The 19,597-nt window shown below is 71.1% G+C and carries 16 protein-coding genes and 1 pseudogene; 9 read left to right on the forward strand and 8 right to left on the reverse strand.

All coding sequences use genetic code 11. The features are described 5' to 3' along the window. Position 1 precedes the first annotated feature (1 nt). Complete coding sequence (locus tag ACZ69Q_RS41800) at positions 2 to 1,819, forward strand: GMC family oxidoreductase N-terminal domain-containing protein (protein WP_471053151.1); 1,818 nt, start codon at positions 2 to 4, stop codon at positions 1,817 to 1,819. A gap of 92 nt (positions 1,820 to 1,911) precedes the next feature. Here ACZ69Q_RS41800 and ACZ69Q_RS41805 read toward each other — a convergent pair whose 3' ends face one another. Then, entirely contained in the window at positions 1,912 to 2,967 is a 1,056-nt protein-coding gene (locus tag ACZ69Q_RS41805) for an LAETG motif-containing sortase-dependent surface protein (protein WP_471053153.1), read from the reverse strand. Positions 2,968 to 3,211: 244 nt separating this feature from the next. Between ACZ69Q_RS41805 and ACZ69Q_RS41810 the strand changes: the two genes are divergently transcribed. Continuing rightward, positions 3,212 to 4,339 (forward strand): hypothetical protein, encoded by a 1,128-nt coding sequence (locus ACZ69Q_RS41810; RefSeq protein WP_471053156.1) that lies wholly within the window; start codon positions 3,212 to 3,214, stop codon positions 4,337 to 4,339. A gap of 650 nt (positions 4,340 to 4,989) precedes the next feature. Here the strand turns inward: ACZ69Q_RS41810 and ACZ69Q_RS41815 are convergent. Next, positions 4,990 to 5,280 (reverse strand): annotated as a pseudogene (locus ACZ69Q_RS41815) (chorismate mutase); the annotation flags it as partial. A 321-nt stretch (positions 5,281 to 5,601) separates the two neighbouring features. Between ACZ69Q_RS41815 and guaA the strand changes: the two are divergent. Continuing rightward, positions 5,602 to 7,176, forward strand: coding sequence for a glutamine-hydrolyzing GMP synthase (guaA, locus tag ACZ69Q_RS41820; protein WP_471053159.1), 1,575 nt, complete (start codon positions 5,602 to 5,604; stop codon positions 7,174 to 7,176). A 22-nt stretch (positions 7,177 to 7,198) separates the two neighbouring features. Here guaA and ACZ69Q_RS41825 read toward each other — a convergent pair whose 3' ends face one another. Then, positions 7,199 to 7,672 carry a pyridoxamine 5'-phosphate oxidase family protein gene (locus ACZ69Q_RS41825; protein ID WP_471053162.1) on the reverse strand — a complete coding sequence of 158 codons (474 nt, stop codon included), beginning with the start codon at positions 7,670 to 7,672 and terminating at the stop codon, positions 7,199 to 7,201. Between the two features lie 142 nt (positions 7,673 to 7,814). Here ACZ69Q_RS41825 and ACZ69Q_RS41830 point away from each other — a divergent pair, with 142 nt between their 5' ends. After that, positions 7,815 to 8,621 carry a class II aldolase/adducin family protein gene (locus tag ACZ69Q_RS41830; RefSeq protein WP_471053165.1) on the forward strand — a complete coding sequence of 269 codons (807 nt, stop codon included), beginning with the start codon at positions 7,815 to 7,817 and terminating at the stop codon, positions 8,619 to 8,621. Between the two features lie 220 nt (positions 8,622 to 8,841). Here ACZ69Q_RS41830 and ACZ69Q_RS41835 read toward each other — a convergent pair whose 3' ends face one another. Beyond that, entirely contained in the window at positions 8,842 to 9,726 is an 885-nt protein-coding gene (locus ACZ69Q_RS41835) for a DUF4429 domain-containing protein (protein WP_471053167.1), read from the reverse strand. A gap of 319 nt (positions 9,727 to 10,045) precedes the next feature. Here ACZ69Q_RS41835 and ACZ69Q_RS41840 point away from each other — a divergent pair, with 319 nt between their 5' ends. Next, positions 10,046 to 11,326, forward strand: coding sequence for a hypothetical protein (locus ACZ69Q_RS41840; RefSeq protein ID WP_471053170.1), 1,281 nt, complete (start codon positions 10,046 to 10,048; stop codon positions 11,324 to 11,326). A 696-nt stretch (positions 11,327 to 12,022) separates the two neighbouring features. Then, positions 12,023 to 12,553, forward strand: a complete 531-nt coding sequence (locus ACZ69Q_RS41845; RefSeq protein ID WP_471053173.1) for a DoxX family protein — start codon at positions 12,023 to 12,025, stop codon at positions 12,551 to 12,553. Between the two features lie 33 nt (positions 12,554 to 12,586). Here the strand turns inward: ACZ69Q_RS41845 and ACZ69Q_RS41850 are convergent, their stop codons facing one another. Together ACZ69Q_RS41850 and ACZ69Q_RS41855 are read right to left on the reverse strand one after the other, a co-directional pair. After that, entirely contained in the window at positions 12,587 to 12,826 is a 240-nt protein-coding gene (locus ACZ69Q_RS41850; protein WP_471053175.1) for a hypothetical protein, read from the reverse strand. Continuing rightward, positions 12,813 to 14,201, reverse strand: a complete 1,389-nt coding sequence (locus ACZ69Q_RS41855; RefSeq protein ID WP_471053177.1) for a PspC domain-containing protein — start codon at positions 14,199 to 14,201, stop codon at positions 12,813 to 12,815. The genes ACZ69Q_RS41850 and ACZ69Q_RS41855 overlap by 14 nt, the downstream gene beginning before the upstream one ends. Before the next feature lie 143 nt (positions 14,202 to 14,344). Here ACZ69Q_RS41855 and ACZ69Q_RS41860 point away from each other — a divergent pair, with 143 nt between their 5' ends. Continuing rightward, a complete protein-coding gene (locus ACZ69Q_RS41860; RefSeq protein ID WP_471053179.1) occupies positions 14,345 to 15,670 on the forward strand; it encodes an ATP-binding protein in 1,326 nt (441 codons plus the stop codon). Next, entirely contained in the window at positions 15,667 to 16,386 is a 720-nt protein-coding gene (locus tag ACZ69Q_RS41865) for a LuxR C-terminal-related transcriptional regulator (protein WP_471053181.1), read from the forward strand. The genes ACZ69Q_RS41860 and ACZ69Q_RS41865 overlap by 4 nt, the downstream gene beginning before the upstream one ends. Positions 16,387 to 16,398: 12 nt before the next feature. On the opposite strand, the gene ACZ69Q_RS41870 is transcribed toward ACZ69Q_RS41865, so the two are convergent. Then, positions 16,399 to 17,460, reverse strand: a complete 1,062-nt coding sequence (locus tag ACZ69Q_RS41870; protein ID WP_471053183.1) for a C40 family peptidase — start codon at positions 17,458 to 17,460, stop codon at positions 16,399 to 16,401. Between the two features lie 565 nt (positions 17,461 to 18,025). On the opposite strand from ACZ69Q_RS41870, the gene ACZ69Q_RS41875 reads away from it, so the two are divergent. Then, positions 18,026 to 18,379 (forward strand): hypothetical protein, encoded by a 354-nt coding sequence (locus tag ACZ69Q_RS41875; RefSeq protein WP_471053186.1) that lies wholly within the window; start codon positions 18,026 to 18,028, stop codon positions 18,377 to 18,379. Here the strand turns inward: ACZ69Q_RS41875 and ACZ69Q_RS41880 are convergent. Then, positions 18,357 to 19,403 carry a tellurite resistance/C4-dicarboxylate transporter family protein gene (locus ACZ69Q_RS41880; protein WP_471053188.1) on the reverse strand — a complete coding sequence of 349 codons (1,047 nt, stop codon included), beginning with the start codon at positions 19,401 to 19,403 and terminating at the stop codon, positions 18,357 to 18,359. The two genes, ACZ69Q_RS41875 and ACZ69Q_RS41880, sit on opposite strands and share 23 nt — an antisense overlap. Positions 19,404 to 19,597 lie beyond the last annotated feature (194 nt).

A 19,597-nucleotide genomic window follows, 5' to 3' on the forward strand; every position in this document is an offset into this window, starting at 1 on the left:
CGTGTCACAGGAGAACTCCGCCCGAAAACAGGACGACGGCTCGGATCACGACGGATACGACTACGACGTCATCGTCGTCGGGTCGGGCTTCGGCGGTTCCGTCACCGCCCTGCGTCTGACCGAGAAGGGCTACCGCGTCGGCGTCCTGGAGGCGGGCCGCCGCTGGACCCGCGAGAGCCTGCCGAGGAACTCCTGGGACCTGAAGAACTACCTCTGGGCCCCCAAGCTCGGCATGTACGGCATCCAGCGCATCCATCTGCTGGGCAACGTCATGGTGCTGGCCGGAGCCGGCGTCGGCGGCGGCTCCCTCAACTACGCCAACACCCTCTACGTACCGCCGAAGGCCTTCTTCGACGACCCGCAGTGGCGTGGCATCACCGACTGGCAGGAGGAGCTGAAGCCGTATTACGACCAGGCCCGGCGCATGCTCGGCGTACGGCTCAACCCGACGATGACCCCGTCCGACGTGCATCTGAAGGCGGCCGCCGAGCGGATGGGCGTCGGCGACAGCTTCCACATGGCGCCGGTCGGCGTGTTCTTCGGGGACGGCGAGGACGCCGAGGGTGAGGCCCGGGTCTCGCCGGGGCAGGAGGTGGCCGACCCGTACTTCGGCGGGGCGGGCCCGTCGCGCAAGGCGTGCACCGAGTGCGGTGAGTGCATGACCGGTTGCCGGCACGGCGCGAAGAACACCCTGAACGAGAACTACCTCTACCTGGCCGAGAAGGCGGGCGCGGTCGTCCACCCCATGACGACGGTCGTCTCCGTCACCGACGACTCGCAGGGCGGGTACGCGGTCGCGACGCTGCCGACCGACGGCAAGAAGACCGGCGAGGGCAGGCTGTTCAAGGCCCGCCGGGTGGTGCTGGCGGCCGGGACGTACGGCACCCAGACCCTGCTGCACCGGATGAAGGCCGGCGGTCAACTGCCGTACCTCTCCCCGAAGCTGGGCGAGCTGACCCGCACCAACTCCGAGGCCCTGGTCGGCGCGCAGACCGACAACCGGCGCTACCGCAGGGCCACGGGCGAGGCGAAGGTCGACTTCACCCGCGGCGTCGCCATCACGTCCTCGATCCACCCCGACGAGAACACCCACATCGAGCCGGTCCGTTACGGCAAGGGCTCCAACTCGATGGGCGGCCTGTCGATCCTCCAGGTCCCCTACGCGGAGGGCTCCTCGCGGGTCGCGGGCTGGCTGGCGAACGCGGTCCGGCACCCCATGCTGGTCCTGCGCTCCCTGTCCAACCGCCGCTGGTCGGAGCGGACCATCATCGGCCTGGTGATGCAGTCGCTGGACAACTCGCTGACGACGTACCTGAAGCCGGACGGTGTCGGCAAGGGCCTGCTGACCGCACGCCAGGGCCACGGGGCGCCCAACCCCAAGCAGATCAAGGCCGCTTCTCAGGCCGCGTCCGCCATCGCCGCCGACATCAACGGCTTCGCCGGCTCCAACGTCGGCGAGCTCATGGGCACCCCGCTCACCGCCCACTTCCTCGGCGGCTGCCCGATCGGCGACTCGCCGGAGACCGGCGTGATCGACCCGTACCACCGGCTGTACGGCCACCCCGGCATCTCGGTCGTCGACGGGGCGGCGGTCTCGGCCAACCTGGGCGTCAACCCGTCCCTGACGATCACGGCGCAGGCCGAGCGGGCGATGTCGTACTGGCCCAACAGCGGCGAGGCCGACCAGCGTCCGGCGCAGGGAGCGGCGTACGAGCGCCTCAACCCGGTCGAGCCGAAGTCCCCGGCGGTCCCGGCGGAGGCCTTCGGCGCGCTGAAGCTGCCCTTCCTCGGGATGCCGGCGGTACCGCCGAAGAAGTAGCGGGCGGCAGAACCGGCCGTACAAAGAGAAAGGACCTGCGCCCCCCTCCGAGCGCAGGTCCTTCTCTGTCTTGCGTGAAGCTGTGCCGAGGCTTACGCCTCCGCGCCCACCTTGCGGCGCTTCATCGCGAACACGACGCCGGCGCCGGCGACGATGGCGATGCCACCGATGGTGCCGATGACCGGAAGGTTGGAGCTGGAGCCGGTCTCGGCGAGGTTGCCGGTGACCTCCTCGACCTCACCCTGCGGCTTCTTGCCGTCGATGCCCGAGGGCTTCTCGCCGTTCGGCTTGGCCGGGTCGACGTCGCCCGGCTCGGTGCCCGCGGCGAGCACGGTGAACTCGTAGAACTCACCGTTGCCGTAGCACGCGGAGTCCTCGCCCGCGTAGATCGCCTGGCTCAGCGCGAAGGACGAACCGGCCGGGGCGGACGACTTCACGCGGACACGCAGGTCCAGCGAGGAGGTGGAGTTCGCCTCCAGCTTGTCCAGCGAGGCGACGAAGCTGCCGGTGAAGACGACGTTGCCGTCCTCGTCCTTGTAGGAGTCCTGGTAGCTGCTGGTCCACTTGCCGTCCTGCTTGACCTGGATCTCGGCCATGTTCAGGTACAGCGACTCGTCGGTGTTCTCGTCCGCGTACTCGGTGAGCGCCTCGATCCAGACGTTCTCCAGGTCCTTGTCCGAGTTGTTCGTGGCGACGAACTCGAAGTTGTGCCAGCCCGAACCCGCGACGATCTTGCTCGGCAGACCGGAGATCTCGGCCTTGAGGTTGTCGTCGAGGTCGAAGGTCTCGCAGTCCTCGTACGGGTTCCAGGAGTCGTCCCCCTCGGACGGGGTGCTCTCCTCCGGAGCGGGCGTGGACTCCTCGGCGGCCGGGGTCGACTCCTCGGCGGCGGGCGTGCTCTCCTCGGCCGCGGGGGTGGACTCCTCCGCGGCGGGCGTGGACTCCTCGGCGGCCGGGGTCGACTCCTCGGCGGCGGGCGTGCTCTCCTCGGCCGCGGGAGTGCTCTCCTCGGCGGCCGGCGTGCTCTCCGACACCGTCGGTGTCGAGGTGGTCTCGTCCGTGGCGAACGCGGCCGGTGCCGACAGCAGCGCGATAGGCGCTATGACGGCCGTCGTGGCCGCGGCGGCCAGTGCACGGCGAAGCTTCATGAAGACCTCGAAAGTCCGGAGTGCTGCGACCTCGCAGCACGCGCTATAGGGAGGCCTCCGCGTGTGGGGCGCGGCTGTGGCCCTTGATTCGCAGGGTTTGATCGGTGACACGGGTGAATGGTTGTGCCTTCACTAACAGATTTCTTATGTGGCCTGCGTCACACGCGGAGGGCTCATTTCGGCGGCTTGGAACTGACGTACGCTCAGCCGGCCGACAGCCCGATGAGAGGAAGCGCACACCGCCGTGACCGACAAGTCGTCCGAGGGCTCGTCCATATCCGACGAGGCCTGGGAGAAGTTCGTCCAGGACGCCGAGCGCGACCAGGACGCCGCCCCGAAGGAACCGTCCGCGCGGGCCCGGATGGTGACCGAACGACTGCGCCAACAGCAGGCGCGGGGCGAGGAGCCCGCAGGCTGGCGTACCGGACCCGCCTGGCAGGAGATGAGCGGCCGCTCACGCCGCCGCAAGGTCTGGAGCGCACTCGGCGTGCTGCTCGCCGTCGCGGTGGCAGTGATCGCCCTCAAGCCGTCCGCCGTCCTGCCCTGGCTGTCCGGCGGTTCGGATTCCGAACCCGGCGCCGCCCCGGCCTCGCCGCTGGCCCCGGAGACGAGCCGGCCCAGTGGCGCGCCCGCCGACGCCGCCGGTCTCCCCACCCGGCAGCGGCCGTTCACCGGCTCCCCGGCCGACCGCTGGGCGGCAGGCGCAGGGGCGATCGAGGTACCGAAGGCCAAGGCCGTCGGCGGGGTCCCCGCCGCGCGGATCGGGACGGCCCTGCGGCTGACCAAGGACTTCGTGGTCGCCGCCAACCTCGACCGCGAGGTGCTGTACGGCGCCGAACCGAAGGCCGCGCTGGCGCTCGTCGACCCGTTGCAGAAGGACTACCTGGCGGACGTGCGCTCCGCGCTGCGCCACCCCACCGTGAAGAACGACCCCACCTGGACCTTCACCCGCTTCGACCCCGAAGAGGTCGAGCTCGTGGGCACCGAGGTCAAGGTCCGCGGCCGGATGACCGTCGAACCCGGTGACGCCGGCGGCACGGCAACGATCCGGGCCGACTACACCTTCGTGTATCCGCTGGCCAAGGCCGGTGGCGGCAGTGAGGTCACCCGTGCCATCGTCCGCCGGATCGTCGAGGTGGACGTCTCGGACCCGGCCAAGTACCAGGGCACGGAGGGGCGCATCTGGGTGTCCGCCATCGACGGCGAGATCTCCAACGACGACTGCCGGCTCGGTGACGGCGTCATCCGCCCGCTGTTCCAGGCCGACCAGATGTCCCGCCCCGAGTCCTCCGGCGCGGCCGTCGACCCGTACGACCGCAGCAGGGAGCTGAACGGGGCGGAGGAGGACTGCGGCACCGTCTCGCGCACGTGACGACGCGCGGCGGCATGAGCCGACCGGCGGCATGAGCTGACCGGCACGAGTCGACCGGCATGAGAAGGGCCCCGCGGGACGGAGTCGCGGGGCCCTTCTTTCGTCAGCACCGACGTCAGGGCAGCGTCGGTGCCTGGGAGCGGCGCCGGGGGGCGCGCCGCTGGTCCGGGTCGCCGCGTTCCGTCTCGGCGGACGCGCGGCGGGCCTCGTTCGGTCTCGACCTCTGGCAGGGCGGCAACGCACGACCGGGCCAGGGCGATGCGGTTGTCCGCGGCGGGACTTGAAGCGGTGAGGGCGCAGGCGGTGGGACCGGCGGTGGGACTATGGGGCTTTTCTGTGCATCGTGCTGGAAGGATGCGGTCGTCGCAACCGTTCGATCCGGCCCGGTACTCCTTCTTGCCTTTTCCGCCGGCCGGCCCCGGGCGTCCCCGGAGCCGACCGTTCTCTTGGGTGACCGGGCTGCTGTCCCCTGCCGTCCGGTCACTTACCTGGAGCGAGGTCCCACGGCGCACGGCTTGATCCGTCCGCCTCATCGCTCCAGCGAGCCACGCGTGGTTCTTTCGGGCCCGCCCCTGGCTGGCACGGACACCGATACCAACGAAGGGGTGCCGGAGGCGTCACGCGCCGTACGGGTGAGAGGGCGGCCGAACTCAGATGCGACCGCGGCACAGTTCGAGCAGCGTCATGGCGAGGGACGTACCCGGCTTGCCCAGGGCGTCCCTGTAGTGGCCGAGGACGTCCATCTCCCGGGAGAGGTTCACGCGCCGGCCGCCGGAGGCGATTCGCGCCTGCTGGATCACGGCTGACACGGCCATGCGTTCCTGGATCAGACCGATGATCCGGTCGTCCAGTGAGTCGATGCGCTCGCGGGCGCCGGTGATCACGTCGGCGGCCTCGGGGGTACGGGCACCGGTCACGTCGGTCGCGGTCATAGGGGGCTCCTCGTCGGTCTCGTGTTGCGGCGGCGGGTGCCCCGGGCCGACAGGACCCGGAAAACGCCAGACGCCCCGGGCCTTGTCGGCCCGGGGCGCCTGGGAAGTCGCTTGTCAGTTGCTCAAGCGGCACGACCATGGCAGCCGGCGGGCCGGGTGCCATAGGTAAAGAGGAAGGTCGTCTGCGTGAGCATGGGGTCAGTATGCCGCGCGGCGAGCAGGTGTCCAAGCCGGTTCGCATCCTGAGACATGGCTTGCCCCGGGGGCGGTCCGGCGGATCCCGGTAGACTCGGCCCCACACACACCTCGCTCAACGCCGGAAGGCAACCCGTGTCATCAGCGAACCCCGCCGCCCCCGACACCGTCCTGGTCGTCGACTTCGGCGCGCAGTACGCCCAGCTCATCGCCCGTCGCGTCCGCGAGGCCCGGGTCTACAGCGAGATCGTGCCGAGCACCATGCCGGTCCAGGAGATGCTCGCCAAGAACCCGGCGGCGATCATCCTCTCCGGCGGCCCCTCGTCCGTGTACGAGGAGGGCGCCCCCGGCCTCGACCGCGAGATCTTCGAGGCCGGCGTCCCCGTCTTCGGCATGTGCTACGGCTTCCAGCTCATGGCACGGTCCCTCGGCGGCACGGTCGACAACACCGGTGCGCGCGAGTACGGCCGCACCGACCTGCACGTGTCGAAGTCGTCCTCCACCCTCTTCGAGGGCACCCCGGCCGAGCAGCACGTGTGGATGTCGCACGGCGACGCCTGCTCCGCCGCCCCCGAGGGCTTCGCCGTCACCGCGTCCACGGACGTCGTACCGGTCGCCGCCTTCGAGAACGACGACAAGAAGCTCTACGGCGTCCAGTACCACCCCGAGGTCATGCACTCCACGCACGGGCAGCAGGTGCTGGAGCACTTCCTGTACCGGGGCGCGGGCCTGAAGCCGGACTGGACCACCGGCAACGTCATCGACGAGCAGGTCGCGGCCATCCGTGAGCAGGTCGGCGACAGGCGCGCCATCTGCGGTCTGTCCGGCGGTGTGGACTCCGCCGTGGCGGCGGCGCTGGTCCAGAAGGCCATCGGCTCCCAGTTGACCTGCGTCTACGTCGACCACGGCCTGATGCGTAAGGGCGAGACCGAGCAGGTCGAGAAGGACTTCGTGGCCGCGACCGGCGTACAGCTCAAGGTCGTGGACGCCGAGGAGCGGTTCCTCAAGGCGCTGGCCGGGGTCTCCGACCCCGAGGAGAAGCGGAAGATCATCGGCCGCGAGTTCATCCGCGTCTTCGAGCAGGCGCAGGCCGAGATCATCGCGGACGAGGGCCCGGCGGTCGAGTTCCTGGTGCAGGGCACGCTGTACCCGGACGTGGTCGAGTCCGGCGGCGGCACCGGCACCGCCAACATCAAGTCCCACCACAACGTCGGCGGCCTCCCCGAGGACCTCGAGTTCAAGCTCATCGAGCCGCTGCGCAAGCTGTTCAAGGACGAGGTCCGGATGGTCGGCCAGGAGCTCGGCCTCCCGGACGAGATCGTCCAGCGCCAGCCCTTCCCGGGTCCCGGCCTGGGCATCCGCATCGTCGGCGAGGTGAACAAGGAGCGTCTCGACCTCCTGCGCGACGCCGACGCCATCGCCCGTGAGGAGCTCACGGCGGCCGGCCTCGACCGCGACATCTGGCAGTGCCCGGTGGTCCTGCTCGCGGACGTCCGCAGCGTGGGCGTGCAGGGTGACGGCAGGACCTACGGTCACCCGATCGTCCTGCGGCCCGTCTCGTCCGAGGACGCGATGACCGCCGACTGGTCGCGACTGCCGTACGACGTCCTCGCGCGGATCTCGACCCGGATCACCAACGAGGTGCGGGACGTCAACCGTGTCGTCCTCGACGTGACCTCGAAGCCGCCGGGGACCATCGAGTGGGAGTAGGCCCGCTGGGCTTTCCCCTGCCCTAGGTGCGCTTGACCGTGCGCAGGGGCTTGCCGGGGTGCCAGATCTGGACGACCAGGTACTTGTCGTCCTCGATGTAGGTCCTCACGACCTCGGTGAGCTCGGTGCGGAAGAGGTGGAACGGCTCCGGCGGTTCCACCTCTTCGCCGTAGGCGGCCTTCTGCTGCGGATCCTCGACCTCGACCGCCCGCCCGGCGATCCGCACATCGCCGCCGCCCATGGACTGGCCCACCCCGGGGTTCGCCTGGAGCGCGAAGCGCGGGTCGCGGCGCAGATCCAGGGCCTTGAGCGAGTCCGGCATCATGCCGAGCCACAGCTCGCCGTTCAGGAAGCGGACCTCCAGGCCGGTCGTGCGGGGCGAGCCGTCCTTGCGGAGGGTGGCGAGGGTGTGGTGGGTGAAGGCGCCGAAGCGCTCCTCGGCGGTGCGGGCGAGGTCCGGTTCCGCCGCGGTGAAAGCTGCCCAGTTCACTGTCATACGGCCAGTCTGGCGCCCATACCCGACATCCTCTGTCCGGTTTCCGCTGTCCGGGGAGTGGGATCTTTACAGAACATCTCTGTTCTCCTGCGCTGACCGACGGTAACTTCCGCCCCGTAAGCAACCCAGTGCTGGAGGACAGATGCACGGGACGCCCCTCGGGCCCACTCCGCCCTCGCCGCTGCCGACCGACCGGCTGCGGTTCGCGATGCCGCCCATGCACGAGTCGCTCGAGGACGAGCGCCGGCATCGCAAGGAACGGCTCGCGGGCGCGCTGCGGATCTTCGGCCGGCTCGGGTTCGAGGACGGGGTCTCCGGGCACATCACCGCGCGCGATCCCGAGTTCAGCGACTGCTTCTGGGTCAACCCGTTCGGGATGCCGTTCAAGCACGTCACCGTGAGCGACCTGGTCCTCGCCAACTCGGAGGGCCAGGTGATCGAAGGCCGCTACCACGTCAACCAGGCGGCGTTCACCGTGCACTCCCAGGTCCACGCCGCCCGCCCCGACGTCGTCGCGGTCGCCCACTGCCACTCGGTGCACGGGCGCGCCCTCGCGGCGCTGGGCGACCTGCTCGACCCGATCACCCAGGAGAGCTGCGCCTTCTACGAGGACCACGCGCTCTACGACGCCTACTCCGGCGTCGCCGTCGACGCCGTGGAGGGCCGGCGCATCGCGACGGCGCTCGACTGCCACAAGGCGCTCGTCCTGCGCAACCACGGCCTGCTCACCGTCGGCGACTCCGTGGACGCGGCGGCCTGGTGGTTCCTGTCCATGGAACGGTCCTGCCAGGTCCAGCTCACCGCCAGGGCGGCGGGACGTCCGGTGCTGATCGAGCACCGGCAGGCCGTCGCCACGCGGGAGCAACTGGGCGGGGATCTGGTGGCGTGGATCAACTATCAGCCGTTGTGGCAGGACATCAGCCGGAGCGAGCCGGATCTGTTGAGCTGACCGGATCCGTTGAGCCGGCCGGTGGGTGGTGACTGGATCCGTTGAACGACCGGTGGGTGCTGACTGGATCTGTTGAACGACCGGTGGGTGCTGACTGGATCCGTTGAGCCGGCCGGTGGGTGCTGGCCGGATCTGTTGAGCTGGCCGGTGGGTGCTGACTGGATCTGTTGAACGACCGGTGGGTGCTGACTGGATCCGTTGAACGACCGGTGGGTGCTGGTCAGAAGCCTCGGAGGACCACTGCCTTCGTCATCGCGAACTCCTCGTCCGTGAGGACGCCGTCGCGGTGCAGCTCGCCCAATTCCCGCAGTCTGCGCAGAAGTACGTCGTGGTGGTCGGCCGGGGGCGGGACGGCTGCCGCGAGCTGCGGGCGGTCGGCCTGGTCGACGCCCGTGCGGGTGGACGGGTGCGGCAGGCGGGCGGTGACCGCGGTGGCGACCAGGGCGGTGAGCAGGTCGCGACGGGCACTGCCCCACAGGTCCAGGGCGTACGGATCCTTCTCCGGCGGCAGTTTGGAGAACACCGTCTCGCGGGTCACGAAGCGCAGGAAGCCGTCCTCGTAGCCGGAGTTGGGCAGCCACTCGATCTGGACCAGGTCGCCCACGTGGATGATCCGCGGGCCGGTCGCCCGTTTGACCCGGTCGGAGGAGTCGGACCAGTCGATCCGCACCTGGGTGCCGTCGAAGGAGACCGTGCCGTCGGAGGAGCGGACGGAGACCGGGACCGGGGGGCCGGGGAGGAGATAGGTCTTGGTCGGGTCCTTGGGGATCTGGTCCAGGAGCAGCGCGCGGCGGATCTCCTCGGCGACGTACTCGGCGATCCCCGCACGGTCGACGTCCACCGCCAGCCGGTACGGATCCGCCGTGTCGGGCAGCCTGCCGCCGGTCGCGTGGAGCAGCGGGTCGGCGCCCTCGCGCAGCCGCATGCGCAGCCGGCCGCGCTTGCGTTCGGGCTCGAAGACGATGCTCGCGACGGCTTCGAGGGGCACGGCGATCTCTCCGTACGTCTGCCTGAACAGTGGCACGGAGCGGTGGAGGCCCGGCGTGATCCGGACCGTTGTGCCGTCGAAGGCCCAGGTCCCGTCGCGCTGGATGATCTCGGCCATGGGGAAATTCTCGCAGCCGGGTCAACATGTGGGTGCTTTCATCACCCGCGTCGGCCGGACCTGCCGGGTGGGGGGCGGGTGGCGTACGGCACAATTCGCTGTCGTCGTTGGGGAGTTGTGGGGGACCCGGGCGGCTGCCCGAAAACGGCGGTGGCCGGTATGTGAGATGCGGCTGCCGGTGGTGGGGTTGTGGGCTATAAGGCCATGGGGGGATGTGGACACCCGCGGTGTGTTGCGGGTTGCGGGTTGCGGGTTTTGGGCCGTGGGTTTTGGGCCGTGGGTTGTGGGTCGGTGACTTCGAGGAAGGCGGGCGTCGGGCGTGGCGGTGCAGGAGGCTGGGCAGGGCGGCGCGGTGATGGGCGCGCACGGGGGCGGCTGCACCTGTGGGGACTGCCCGCACGGGGCGCGTGCGGGACATCGGCGGGCGGTCGCCGAATTCCTGCTGAAGCGGGACGAATTCGCCGCCGGCCAGGGTCTGCCGGCAGCGGTGGCGCACTCGGTGTCGGCCTCTCGGCAGTGGGTCTCCGAAGAGCTGACGCAGTCGGCGGAACTCGTCGCCGAGCGGGGGCGGGCGGAGGGTGACGCGTGGCTCGCGCGGCTGTGGTGGCGTACGGCGTGCGTGGCCTGGGGGCTCGTGGTCGTGCTGCTGCTGGTGCAGGCGCTGACCGCGATCGGCGCCGGGTGGACGGCGGCGCGTACGGCCGGGCTGCTCGCGGCCGTTCTGACGGCCGGGGCGCTGACGGCGGCGTCCTGGTTCCACCGGGCGCGGGGCGGTGCGCTGGCGCCGCTCATCGGTGAGGACAACCGGCTGTCCACGTCGCGGGCGGTGGCCGGGGCGTGGGTGCTGTTCGTGGCGTACGCCGTGCTCGTGCTGGTGGGGCGGTTGGCGGCGGCGTCCGGGCACGCGGAGCGCGATGCGCTGATCGCCGGGCTCGATCTGGGGCGGGGCGCGGGTGTGGTGACCGTGCTTGCCGTGGTGTGTGCGATCGCGGTGCTGGTGCGGCGGGTCGTCGGGGTGCGGGTGCTCGGGCAGCGGTTGCAGAAGGTGCGGGCGCATCGGCCTCGGGCTGCTGATCTGCTGACGGACGATGCGGGGCGGGGGACCTTCGCGGACATTCAGTACGTCGTGATCGGTGGGGTTGCGCTGCTGTTCGCCGCGGTGCGGTTGGGGCGGCGGCCGGATCAGTTGCCGGATCTGCCGTGGGGGCTGGCGGTGGTGGTGCTGGTTTCGGCGGCCACGTATCTGGCCGGGAAGTACGCCGAGGGGGGTCGGCCGGTGATTCTGTCCGTGGTGCGGGCGCGGGAGGCGGGCGATCTGGACGCGCCGATCCGGACCGGGGACGACATCGAGATCCGGGGGGCCGGGTTCGTGCCGCCGGGGGCGCAGGGCGCTGATCGGCTGTCGCGGATGGTGGTGCGGATCGGGGCGGTGCATGTGCATGTGCCGTTGGTGCCGGTGGCCGGGGGGTTCAGCAATCCGACGGACGCGGTGCTGACGGTGCCTGTGCCGGCGGACGTGGAGCCGGGGCGGGTGGAGGTGCAGGTGGTCACTGCGGTGGGGGTGGAGACGAATCGGTACGTGATCGACGTGACCGAGTGAGCCGACCATGCCTGCGGCGCCTGTGCGGGGTGGGTGGGGGTGCGTGTGGCGCCGACGGTTCGGTGGGTGGGTCGGGGCCGTGCCGGGGGGTGTCCGTCCTCGGTCGGGCGGTTGCTGTCGGGCAGGGAGGGGCTGTTTGTTGACGCCCGCCGCTGCGGGCGGACACCCCCCGGCACGTCCCCTTGCCGCCGTACGCGGGTGCTGCGCCATCGCTGGCACGGTTCCTTACGCCGTACGCGGGTGCGGCGCGTCTTGGCGCAGGCCGCCTGCAACCCCGCCAGGGGCGCGGGGAACTGCGCGACCAGCCCCCACAGGCCCGCAGCCGATGTACGCGGTGGAAGCCGCATCCCCCTCGTGACGCAGGCCGCCTGCACCCGCCCAGGGGCGCGGGGAACTGCGCGACCAGCCCCCATGGGCCCGCAGCCGCCGGACGCGGTGGAAGCCCGCGGCCCCCTCGTGAGGCGGGTCGGCTGCTACCCCCTAGGGGCGCGGGGAACTGCGCGACCGGCCACGACGGGCCCGCAGTCGCCGGACCCGGGGTGCGTGGGGGTACGCCGTCGGGTTTTGGTGGCGTGGGGTTCTCAGGGGGGCGGGGGCGGCGGAGAATACGGGCTGCATGGTTGAGCGGCGCAGCGATTGCGTACGTATCGTCGTTTGAGGGGTCACGGCACGGCGGGCGAGAGGCGGCTACGGGCGATGACTCACGGTATGCACACGGACACGCACTCCCCTTACCTCGATGGCGACCGGGGCTGGCGGGACACCGCCAGCCGTTACGCCCTGCTTCCCCTCCGCGTCTTCCTCGGCGTCACCTTTATCTACGCCGGGCTGGACAAGCTCACGGACAGCGCGTTCATGAAGGACGCCGGGGCGGGCTCGATCGGCGACATGATGCGTGCCGTTCGAGACTCCGCGGCCATCCCGGCCATGGTGGACATGGCCCTGGACCACCCGGTGGCCTTCGGTTACGCCATCGCCTTCGGTGAGCTGGCCGTCGGGATCGGCACCCTGATCGGACTGTTCGCCCGTCTGGCGGCGCTCGGCGGGGCACTGATCTCGCTGAGTCTGTGGCTGACGGTGAGCTGGGCCTCCGATCCGTACTACTACGGCAATGACCTGGCCTATCTGATGGCCTGGCTGCCGCTCGTGCTCGCGGGCGCTCCCCTGTTGTCGCTGGATGCCGTCTTGCGGGCGCGGCGACGGCAGCGGTCGGGTGGGTATCGGTAGTACTCGGCCGGCTCCCGTTGGTGGGGGGTGGATTCAGGGTTGTGGGGGTGGCTGTTGTGTGTGAGGCCTTCGGGGGGCGCCGGTGCGTCTGCGTATCGCTCGGGCCAGTAGTGCTGTCGCGCCTGCCAGGCACAGGCCACCGATGACCAGGGGGATCACCGCGAACCACGGGGTCTCCCAGGCGCCGCCCGCGTCTCCGGTGTAGACGATGCCCGCGATGGTCAGGAAGGCGCCGGCCACCAGCCTTCCCGGCTGGAACTCATGACGTAGCACGGCTCACCTCCGCCTGTCCGACGCCGACGCTCAGATCGATGTCCAGCGTGCCCGCACTCTTGGTGCCCGTGGGCGGGTTCAGGGTCAGTTCCTTGTGCTTGCCGGGTGCCACGTCCACGTCCTGTTTGTCCTCGCCCGGCAACTGGATGTCTCCCACCCCCACGTCGATGCTCACCTTCACGGTCGCGTCCTTCGGGACGATCACCTTCAGCCGGCCTACGCCTACGTCGGCCCCCGTCGTGACTGTCTGTGTCTTGGAGAGGTTCAGTCGGGTGAGGTCCAGGGTGCCTACGCCCGTTCCCAGGTCGTACTGGTTCTGTACGTCCGCGGCTGCTGCCGGTTGCCAGTTCTTTTCGATCCAGTGAGTGCTGATGTCCTTGGGCAGGGCGGCCGACGCGGCCAGCAGGCCCGCGGTGATGATCGCCAGGAAGACGGAGCCCGCTCCCGTGCGGCCCAGAAACGCGCTGATCGCTATGCCCAGGCCTATGACCAGCAGCGCGCACGCCAGGCCCGTCTGGAGGCTGGTGCCGAGCGCGTGCTCCTCCCAGGTCGCGCCCGTGCCGAGGGCGCCCGCGAGGAGGGCCAGCAGGAACACCCAGCCGCCGATCCAGCGGGGGCCGCGGGGCTTGGGCTGCTGGGAGCGTCGGGTCCGGATGTCCTGGCGGCTGCTCCAGGTGCCGCCGAGGCCGATGTTGACGGCCGCCGCGATGTCGCGGTCGCGGGAGTCGCGCGGGCCCCAGAGATAGCCCGTGCCGCCCTCGTGGGTGCCGTCCTTGACGATCGGGTCGCGCCACCAGGAGGAGTAGGCGGGGACCGGCGGGGCCTGCGCCTCCGGCGGGGCGTCGGCGACGGCCTGGGCGGCGAGCGGGTCCGGGTCGGGGGTGCCGCGGTGCCGTGACCAGTAGCCGGCGCCGGCCACGAGGAGGGAGAGGACGACGGCGAAGGCCAGCACGCCGCCGTTCGTCAGCAGCGTCAGGAACACCCCGCAGCCGACCAGCGCGAACAGCACGGCCGTCAGCGCCTGGCCGTCGACGCGGCCGGTCAGCAGTTTGCGCACCTCGTTCTCGTCCTCGTCGTCGTACGGGACGAAGAGCCAGGCGAAGCCGTAGAAGATGAGGCCTATGCCGCCGGTCGCGGAGAGCACGGCGAGGGTGATCCGGAAGATCACCGGGTCCATGTCGCACTGCCGCCCGAGCCCGGCGCACACACCGGCCAGCATCTTGTGCCGGCGGTCGCGCCGGAACCGGTGCGGCGGGGCGAGTGCGCCCGCTTCCTCACCCGCGGCGCTCGCGGGTGCCGGGCCGGACGGCGTGCCCGTGGTGGGCACGCCGTCCGGCCCGGGCACGGAGTCCGCGGCGTGCTGGTGATCAGTCATGTGTCCATGGTGACGGGCGGGTCGGCCCGGCGGGAGTCGGAATGACCCTGGTCGGACCCTGATATCGGCCCTGAGGCGGGTGCGGGGGAGGTGTTCGAGGCGGTGGGCCTCGAAGATCAGGGGAGTCTAGGGGGTCGACCCTGATGCCCTGCTCGGCCGGGCGTGTGAACATCGATGGCATGCCGGAAGCCGCAACAGCGCCACTCGCCGAACCGCGGCCGCCGCGCAAGCTCTACCGCAGCAGTGACGGACGCTGGCTCGGGGGCGTGGCGCGGGGGCTCGCCGGGCATCTCGGCCTGCCCGTCATCTGGGTGCGGCTCGTCTTCGTCGGCCTGTTCATGGCGGACGGCCTCGGTGCGCTGCTGTATGCCGCGTTCTGGTTCTTCGTGCCGCTCGGCCTCGGCGGGGTCGACGCGCAGCGGCCGCCCCCCTTCGCCACCGAGACCGCCTCCGACGGCCGCCGCAAACTCGTCGCCCGCAAGCCGGACAAGGGACAGATCGTCGCGCTGCTGCTCATGGTGGCCGTGGCGATGGTCTTCGTCGGCAGCGTGGATCTGAGCAACGGCGCCAAGGCGTATCTGCTGCCAGCGGTCCTCGTCGGCGCGGGCGTCGCCCTGGTCTGGCGCCAGGCGGACAACGCCCGCCGGGCCCGCTGGATGGAGGTCGGGCGACGCCGGCGCACCCTCAGCCTGCTGCGTGCCGCGGGCGGCGTCGTCCTCGTCACGGCCGGCGTCTCCGGCATCTTCGTCCTCCAGGGCTCCGCCGCCCACCTCGGCTCCGTCCTCCAGGCGGCGCTCGCTGTCCTCGTCGGCATAACGCTCCTCGCGGGGCCGTACCTGGTCCGGATGACCCAGGACCTCTCCGAGGAACGCCTGATGCGCATCCGCGCCCAGGAGCGCGCCGAGGTCGCCGCCCACGTCCATGACTCGGTGCTGCACACCCTGACCCTGATACAGCGCAACGCGGAGAACGCGAACGAGGTCCGCCGCCTCGCCCGCGCCCAGGAGCGCGACCTGCGCACCTGGCTGTACAAGCCCGAGGGCACCGGCAAGGACGAGGCCGACGAACCCGCCAACCTCGCCGACGCGGTGCGGCGCAACGCCGCCGAGGTCGAGGACAAACACGGCGTCCCCATAGAGGTCGTGGTCGTCGGCGACTGCCCGCTCGACGAGAGGATCGCCGCACAGATGCAGGCCGCGCGCGAGGCGATGGTGAACGCCGCGAAGTACGGTGGCGAGGGCGGCGCCGTGCAGGTCTACGCCGAGGTGGAGGGAAAGACCGTCTTCGTGTCCGTCCGGGACCGCGGTCCGGGCTTCGACCTCGACTCGATACCCGCCGACCGCATGGGCGTCAGAGAATCGATCATCGGCCGCATGGAGCGCAACGGCGGTACGGCCCGGCTTCGGGCCGTGCCCGGCGGCGGCACGGAGGTCGAGCTGGAGATGGAGAGGGCGGAGAAGACGTCATGAGCGACCCGACCGAGGCGAGTGAGCCCGTGGAGTCGACCGGCGGGGGAGCGGCCGAGCGGCACGTACGCGTGGTCCTCGTCGACGACCACCGCATGTTCCGTACGGGAGTCCAGGCCGAGATCGGCCGGACCGAGCAGACCGGCGTCGAGGTCGTCGGCGAGGCCGCGGACGTCGACCAGGCGGTCACGGTCATCACCGCGACCCGGCCCGAGGTCGTCCTCCTCGATGTGCACCTCCCGGGCGGAGGCGGGGTCGAAGTGCTGCGCCGCTGCGCCCCGTTGATGGCGGACGCCGAGCAGCCCGTCCGCTTCCTCGCGCTGTCCGTCTCGGACGCCGCGGAGGACGTCATCGGGGTGATCCGCGGCGGTGCGCGCGGATACGTGACGAAGACGATCACCGGCACGGACCTCGTCGACTCCGTCTTCCGGGTCCAGGACGGCGACGCGGTGTTCTCGCCGCGCCTCGCCGGGTTCGTCCTGGACGCGTTCGCGTCGACGGACGCGCCGCCGGTCGACGAGGACCTCGACCGCCTCACCCAGCGCGAGCGGGAGGTGCTGCGGCTGATCGCGCGGGGGTACGCGTACAAGGAGATCGCCAAGCAGCTCTTCATCTCCGTCAAGACGGTCGAGTCCCATGTCTCGGCGGTGCTGCGCAAGCTCCAGTTGTCGAATCGGCACGAGCTGACCCGGTGGGCGACGGCACGGCGACTGGTGTGAGAGCGGGGTCGGTCAGGCCACGCGCGCGGCACCGGCGAACGGCATCTCGTCCAGCGGTGCCACCCGGACCGGTGCGGACGGGTTCGGGGCGTGGATCATCTGGCCGTTGCCGATGTACAGGCCGACGTGGCTGATGCCGGAGTAGAAGAACACCAGGTCGCCCGGCAGCAGTTCGGAGCGGGAGACGCGGCGGCCCGAGTCGATCTGGGCGTAGGTCGTGCGGGGCAGGGAGACACCGGCCGCCCGGTACGCGGCCTGTGTGAGGCCGGAGCAGTCGAAGGCGTTCGGGCCGGTCGCGCCCCAGACGTACGGGCTGCCGAGTTTGGCGTAGGCGTAGGAGACCGCGGCCGCCGCGCGGGAGTTGGGGGCCTGGGCGGTGGCGGAGCCGGGGGACGTCAGGGCGTCGCGGGCGTCCGTCGAGGAGCGGGCGGCACGGTTCGTGGCGTCGCCGAGGCGGGCGCGGTCCTGGGCCGTCAGCTCGGCGAGTACGTCCCGGGCCGAGTCCAGCTTGCCGGTGATCGTCCTCTCGTGCCGCTTCAGCTCGGCCTGGCGGGACTTCAGTGCGGTCAGTTCGAGGTGTGCGGCGCCGCGTAGCTGCTCGATCTCGCGAAGCTGCCTGCGGACGCTCGCGACGGACGCGGCCTGCCGGTTGCCGGCGCGTTCGGCGAACTCCGCGCCGTCCAGGTAGCGGTCGGGGTCCTCGGAGAGGGCGAGCTGGAGGGCCGGGTCGACGCCGCCGTCGCGGTACTGCGCCGCCGCCATCGAACCGAGCGCTTCCCGCGCCGAGTTGAGCTTCTCCGTCTTGCGGGCGGCCTCGTCCTGGAGCGACCTGATCCGCTGCCGGGCCTCATCCGCCTGTTCCTTCTCACCGTTGTACTTCTCGGTGGCGGCCTCCGCCTCCTGGTACAGCCTGTCCACCTTCGCCTTCACCTGCGCCGGTGTCAGCTCCGGCTCGGCGTGAGCGGCCCCGTCGAAGCCGGTCGCCGTCGCCGCGCCCGCCAGCGCGATCGTCCATGCCGTGCGGGCCGTATTGCCGCCGGCCGAGCGCTGACGGGGCTTTCGGTGCGCTGCCACGTGGACTGCACGTCCTTTCGTACGACCGCCACGTCCCGTACGTCCGCCGGAGCGGCGCCGGGCGTACGCCGCCCCGGAGGAACGGCGGGTGTACGAACCGCCTGGGGGGGGAGCGGACGTACGACCGCCCGGGGCGGGTCATGCGTCCGGCGGCGGCCCGCACAGGGGGAGCGGGCCGCCGCCGGATTTTCCTCGGCGGTGGTGTCCGACTGCCGCCCCTGGCCCGGGCGGCGGTGGGGAGCCGGCCACCTGGTGAAGGACGCTAAACCTGACTGCGTCGGGTCGGTGACGCGTTGTGCGGAAGTGCTGGGAGCGGACCGCGGGTGACCGTAAGTGAGCGTGATCCCGGGACGGGGGCGTCGGGTTCACGCTGTGTGCTGACCGAAGTGGCGGTTTGAGGGGTGCGTGGGGGTGGCGGGGTGCTATGGCGCGCATATATGCGGGGCCGGGGGGTGCCTATGCGGGGCAGGTGGGTGTGCCGGGCCGGGGGGTGCCTATGCGGGGCGGGGGAGTCGGTGCGGGGCGGTGTCGGGTGGGTTTTTCTTGGTGGTTAGGCTCCGGGGCCATGGACGTACTCATCCATCTGTTCGTCGGGCTGCACATCATCGGTATAGCCGCGCTGCTCGGTGGCTTCTTCACCCAGATGAAGGCGATGGGGCAGGGCACCGCCCGGTTCGTGCCGGCGATGCTGCACGGTGCGCTGACCATGCTGGTCACCGGGGTGATCCTCGTCGGCCTCAATCAGGCGGACGACCAGTCCGTCAACAACATCAAGATCGGCGTGAAGCTTGCGCTGCTGATCGTGATCCTCGGGCTCGTCTATGTGAAGCGGGACGAGGAGACGGTGGACAAGCGGCTGTTCGGGGTCGTGGGGCTGCTGACCGTGGCGAACATCTTCATCGCTGTGTTGTGGACGTGACGTCGCTCCCGGGGCCGGACTCGGGTCCGGGGGGTTTCGGGGTTCCGGGCCGCCGGTAGTCGCGGCTCGTGTAGTTCCATGCCGCGCCTGCGGCTACCGCGAGCCATGCCGCCACCGCGATCCACATCAGTGCCTCGCCCGGCCGCTCCAGCCATGAGACGTCCACGGCGGTGCCGACGGAGAGCGTCGCCGCCGCCGTCATGCCCATCGGGAACACCGTCGCCCAGCGGCGTACGTCGTAGCGCAGGCGCGGCCACGCGAACTCGGCGAGGAGCAGGACGGCGTACCAGGCGAGGTCGAGTACCAGCAGGGCGACGGTCACCGTGCGCAGGACGCCGTAGTCGTCGTCGTTCCAGAGGTACAGGTCGGGGCCGTCGGCGGCGAGGAGCTTGGAGCCGGCCAGGGCGGAGATGGCGAGGGCGCCGCCCGCCACCCACTGGTCGCCGGCGCCTCGGGCGAGCTGGGCCCGGTCGAAGCGGGGCAGGGCCACGGCGTAGAGGACCAGGCCGAGCCAGAAGAACACCAGAGCGATGTGGGCGAGCCATGCCGTGGTCTCGGCGGCGGCCAGTGTCGCGCCCAGGACCGCCAGGCCCTCCGTGGCCACGCAGCCCAGGAAGACCGCGCCGGGCATGTGGCGGCGCCAGTGGCGCCGGACGGTGAACATTAGGGCCGGCCAGAGTGCGGTGGCGAGGGCGAGGAGGGCCTCGGCGAGGGTTACCCAGCCGAGGGTGGTGAAACGGGTGCCGAGGACTGTCGTCGCGGCGATGGCGGTCAGGGCGGCCGGGGTGGCCGCCTCCTTCAGCCACCGCTGGCGGTTCAGGAGGAGCCGTGCGGTGAAGTCTGCGGCGAAGGCGAGCCAGGCTGCGCAGGCGAGGGCGAGGGCGATGCGGGAGAGGGTCTCGTAGCCCGTCTGGTGCAGGGCCACCGAGATGATGCCGGTGGCCATGACCGCGGCGCCGGCTGTGGGGGGTCGCTGCGACCACCAGGTGTGGAGGGGGGAGGTGGGGGTCGTGGGGCCGGGCATGGGGCGATGCTATGGAGCGGGGTGGGGGATGGGGGTGGGGCGCGCTCGGGGGTGGGGTGAAATCGCCCGTTGCCGGGGGTGGGGGTGGGGGTGCGTGGTGATGCCTGCGGCGCCTGTGCGGGGTGGGTGGGGGTGCGTGTAGCGCCGACGGTTCGGTGGGTGGGTCGGGGCCGTGCCGGGGGGTGTCCGTCCTC

This window comes from Streptomyces sp. NPDC036764 (assembly GCF_055609385.1).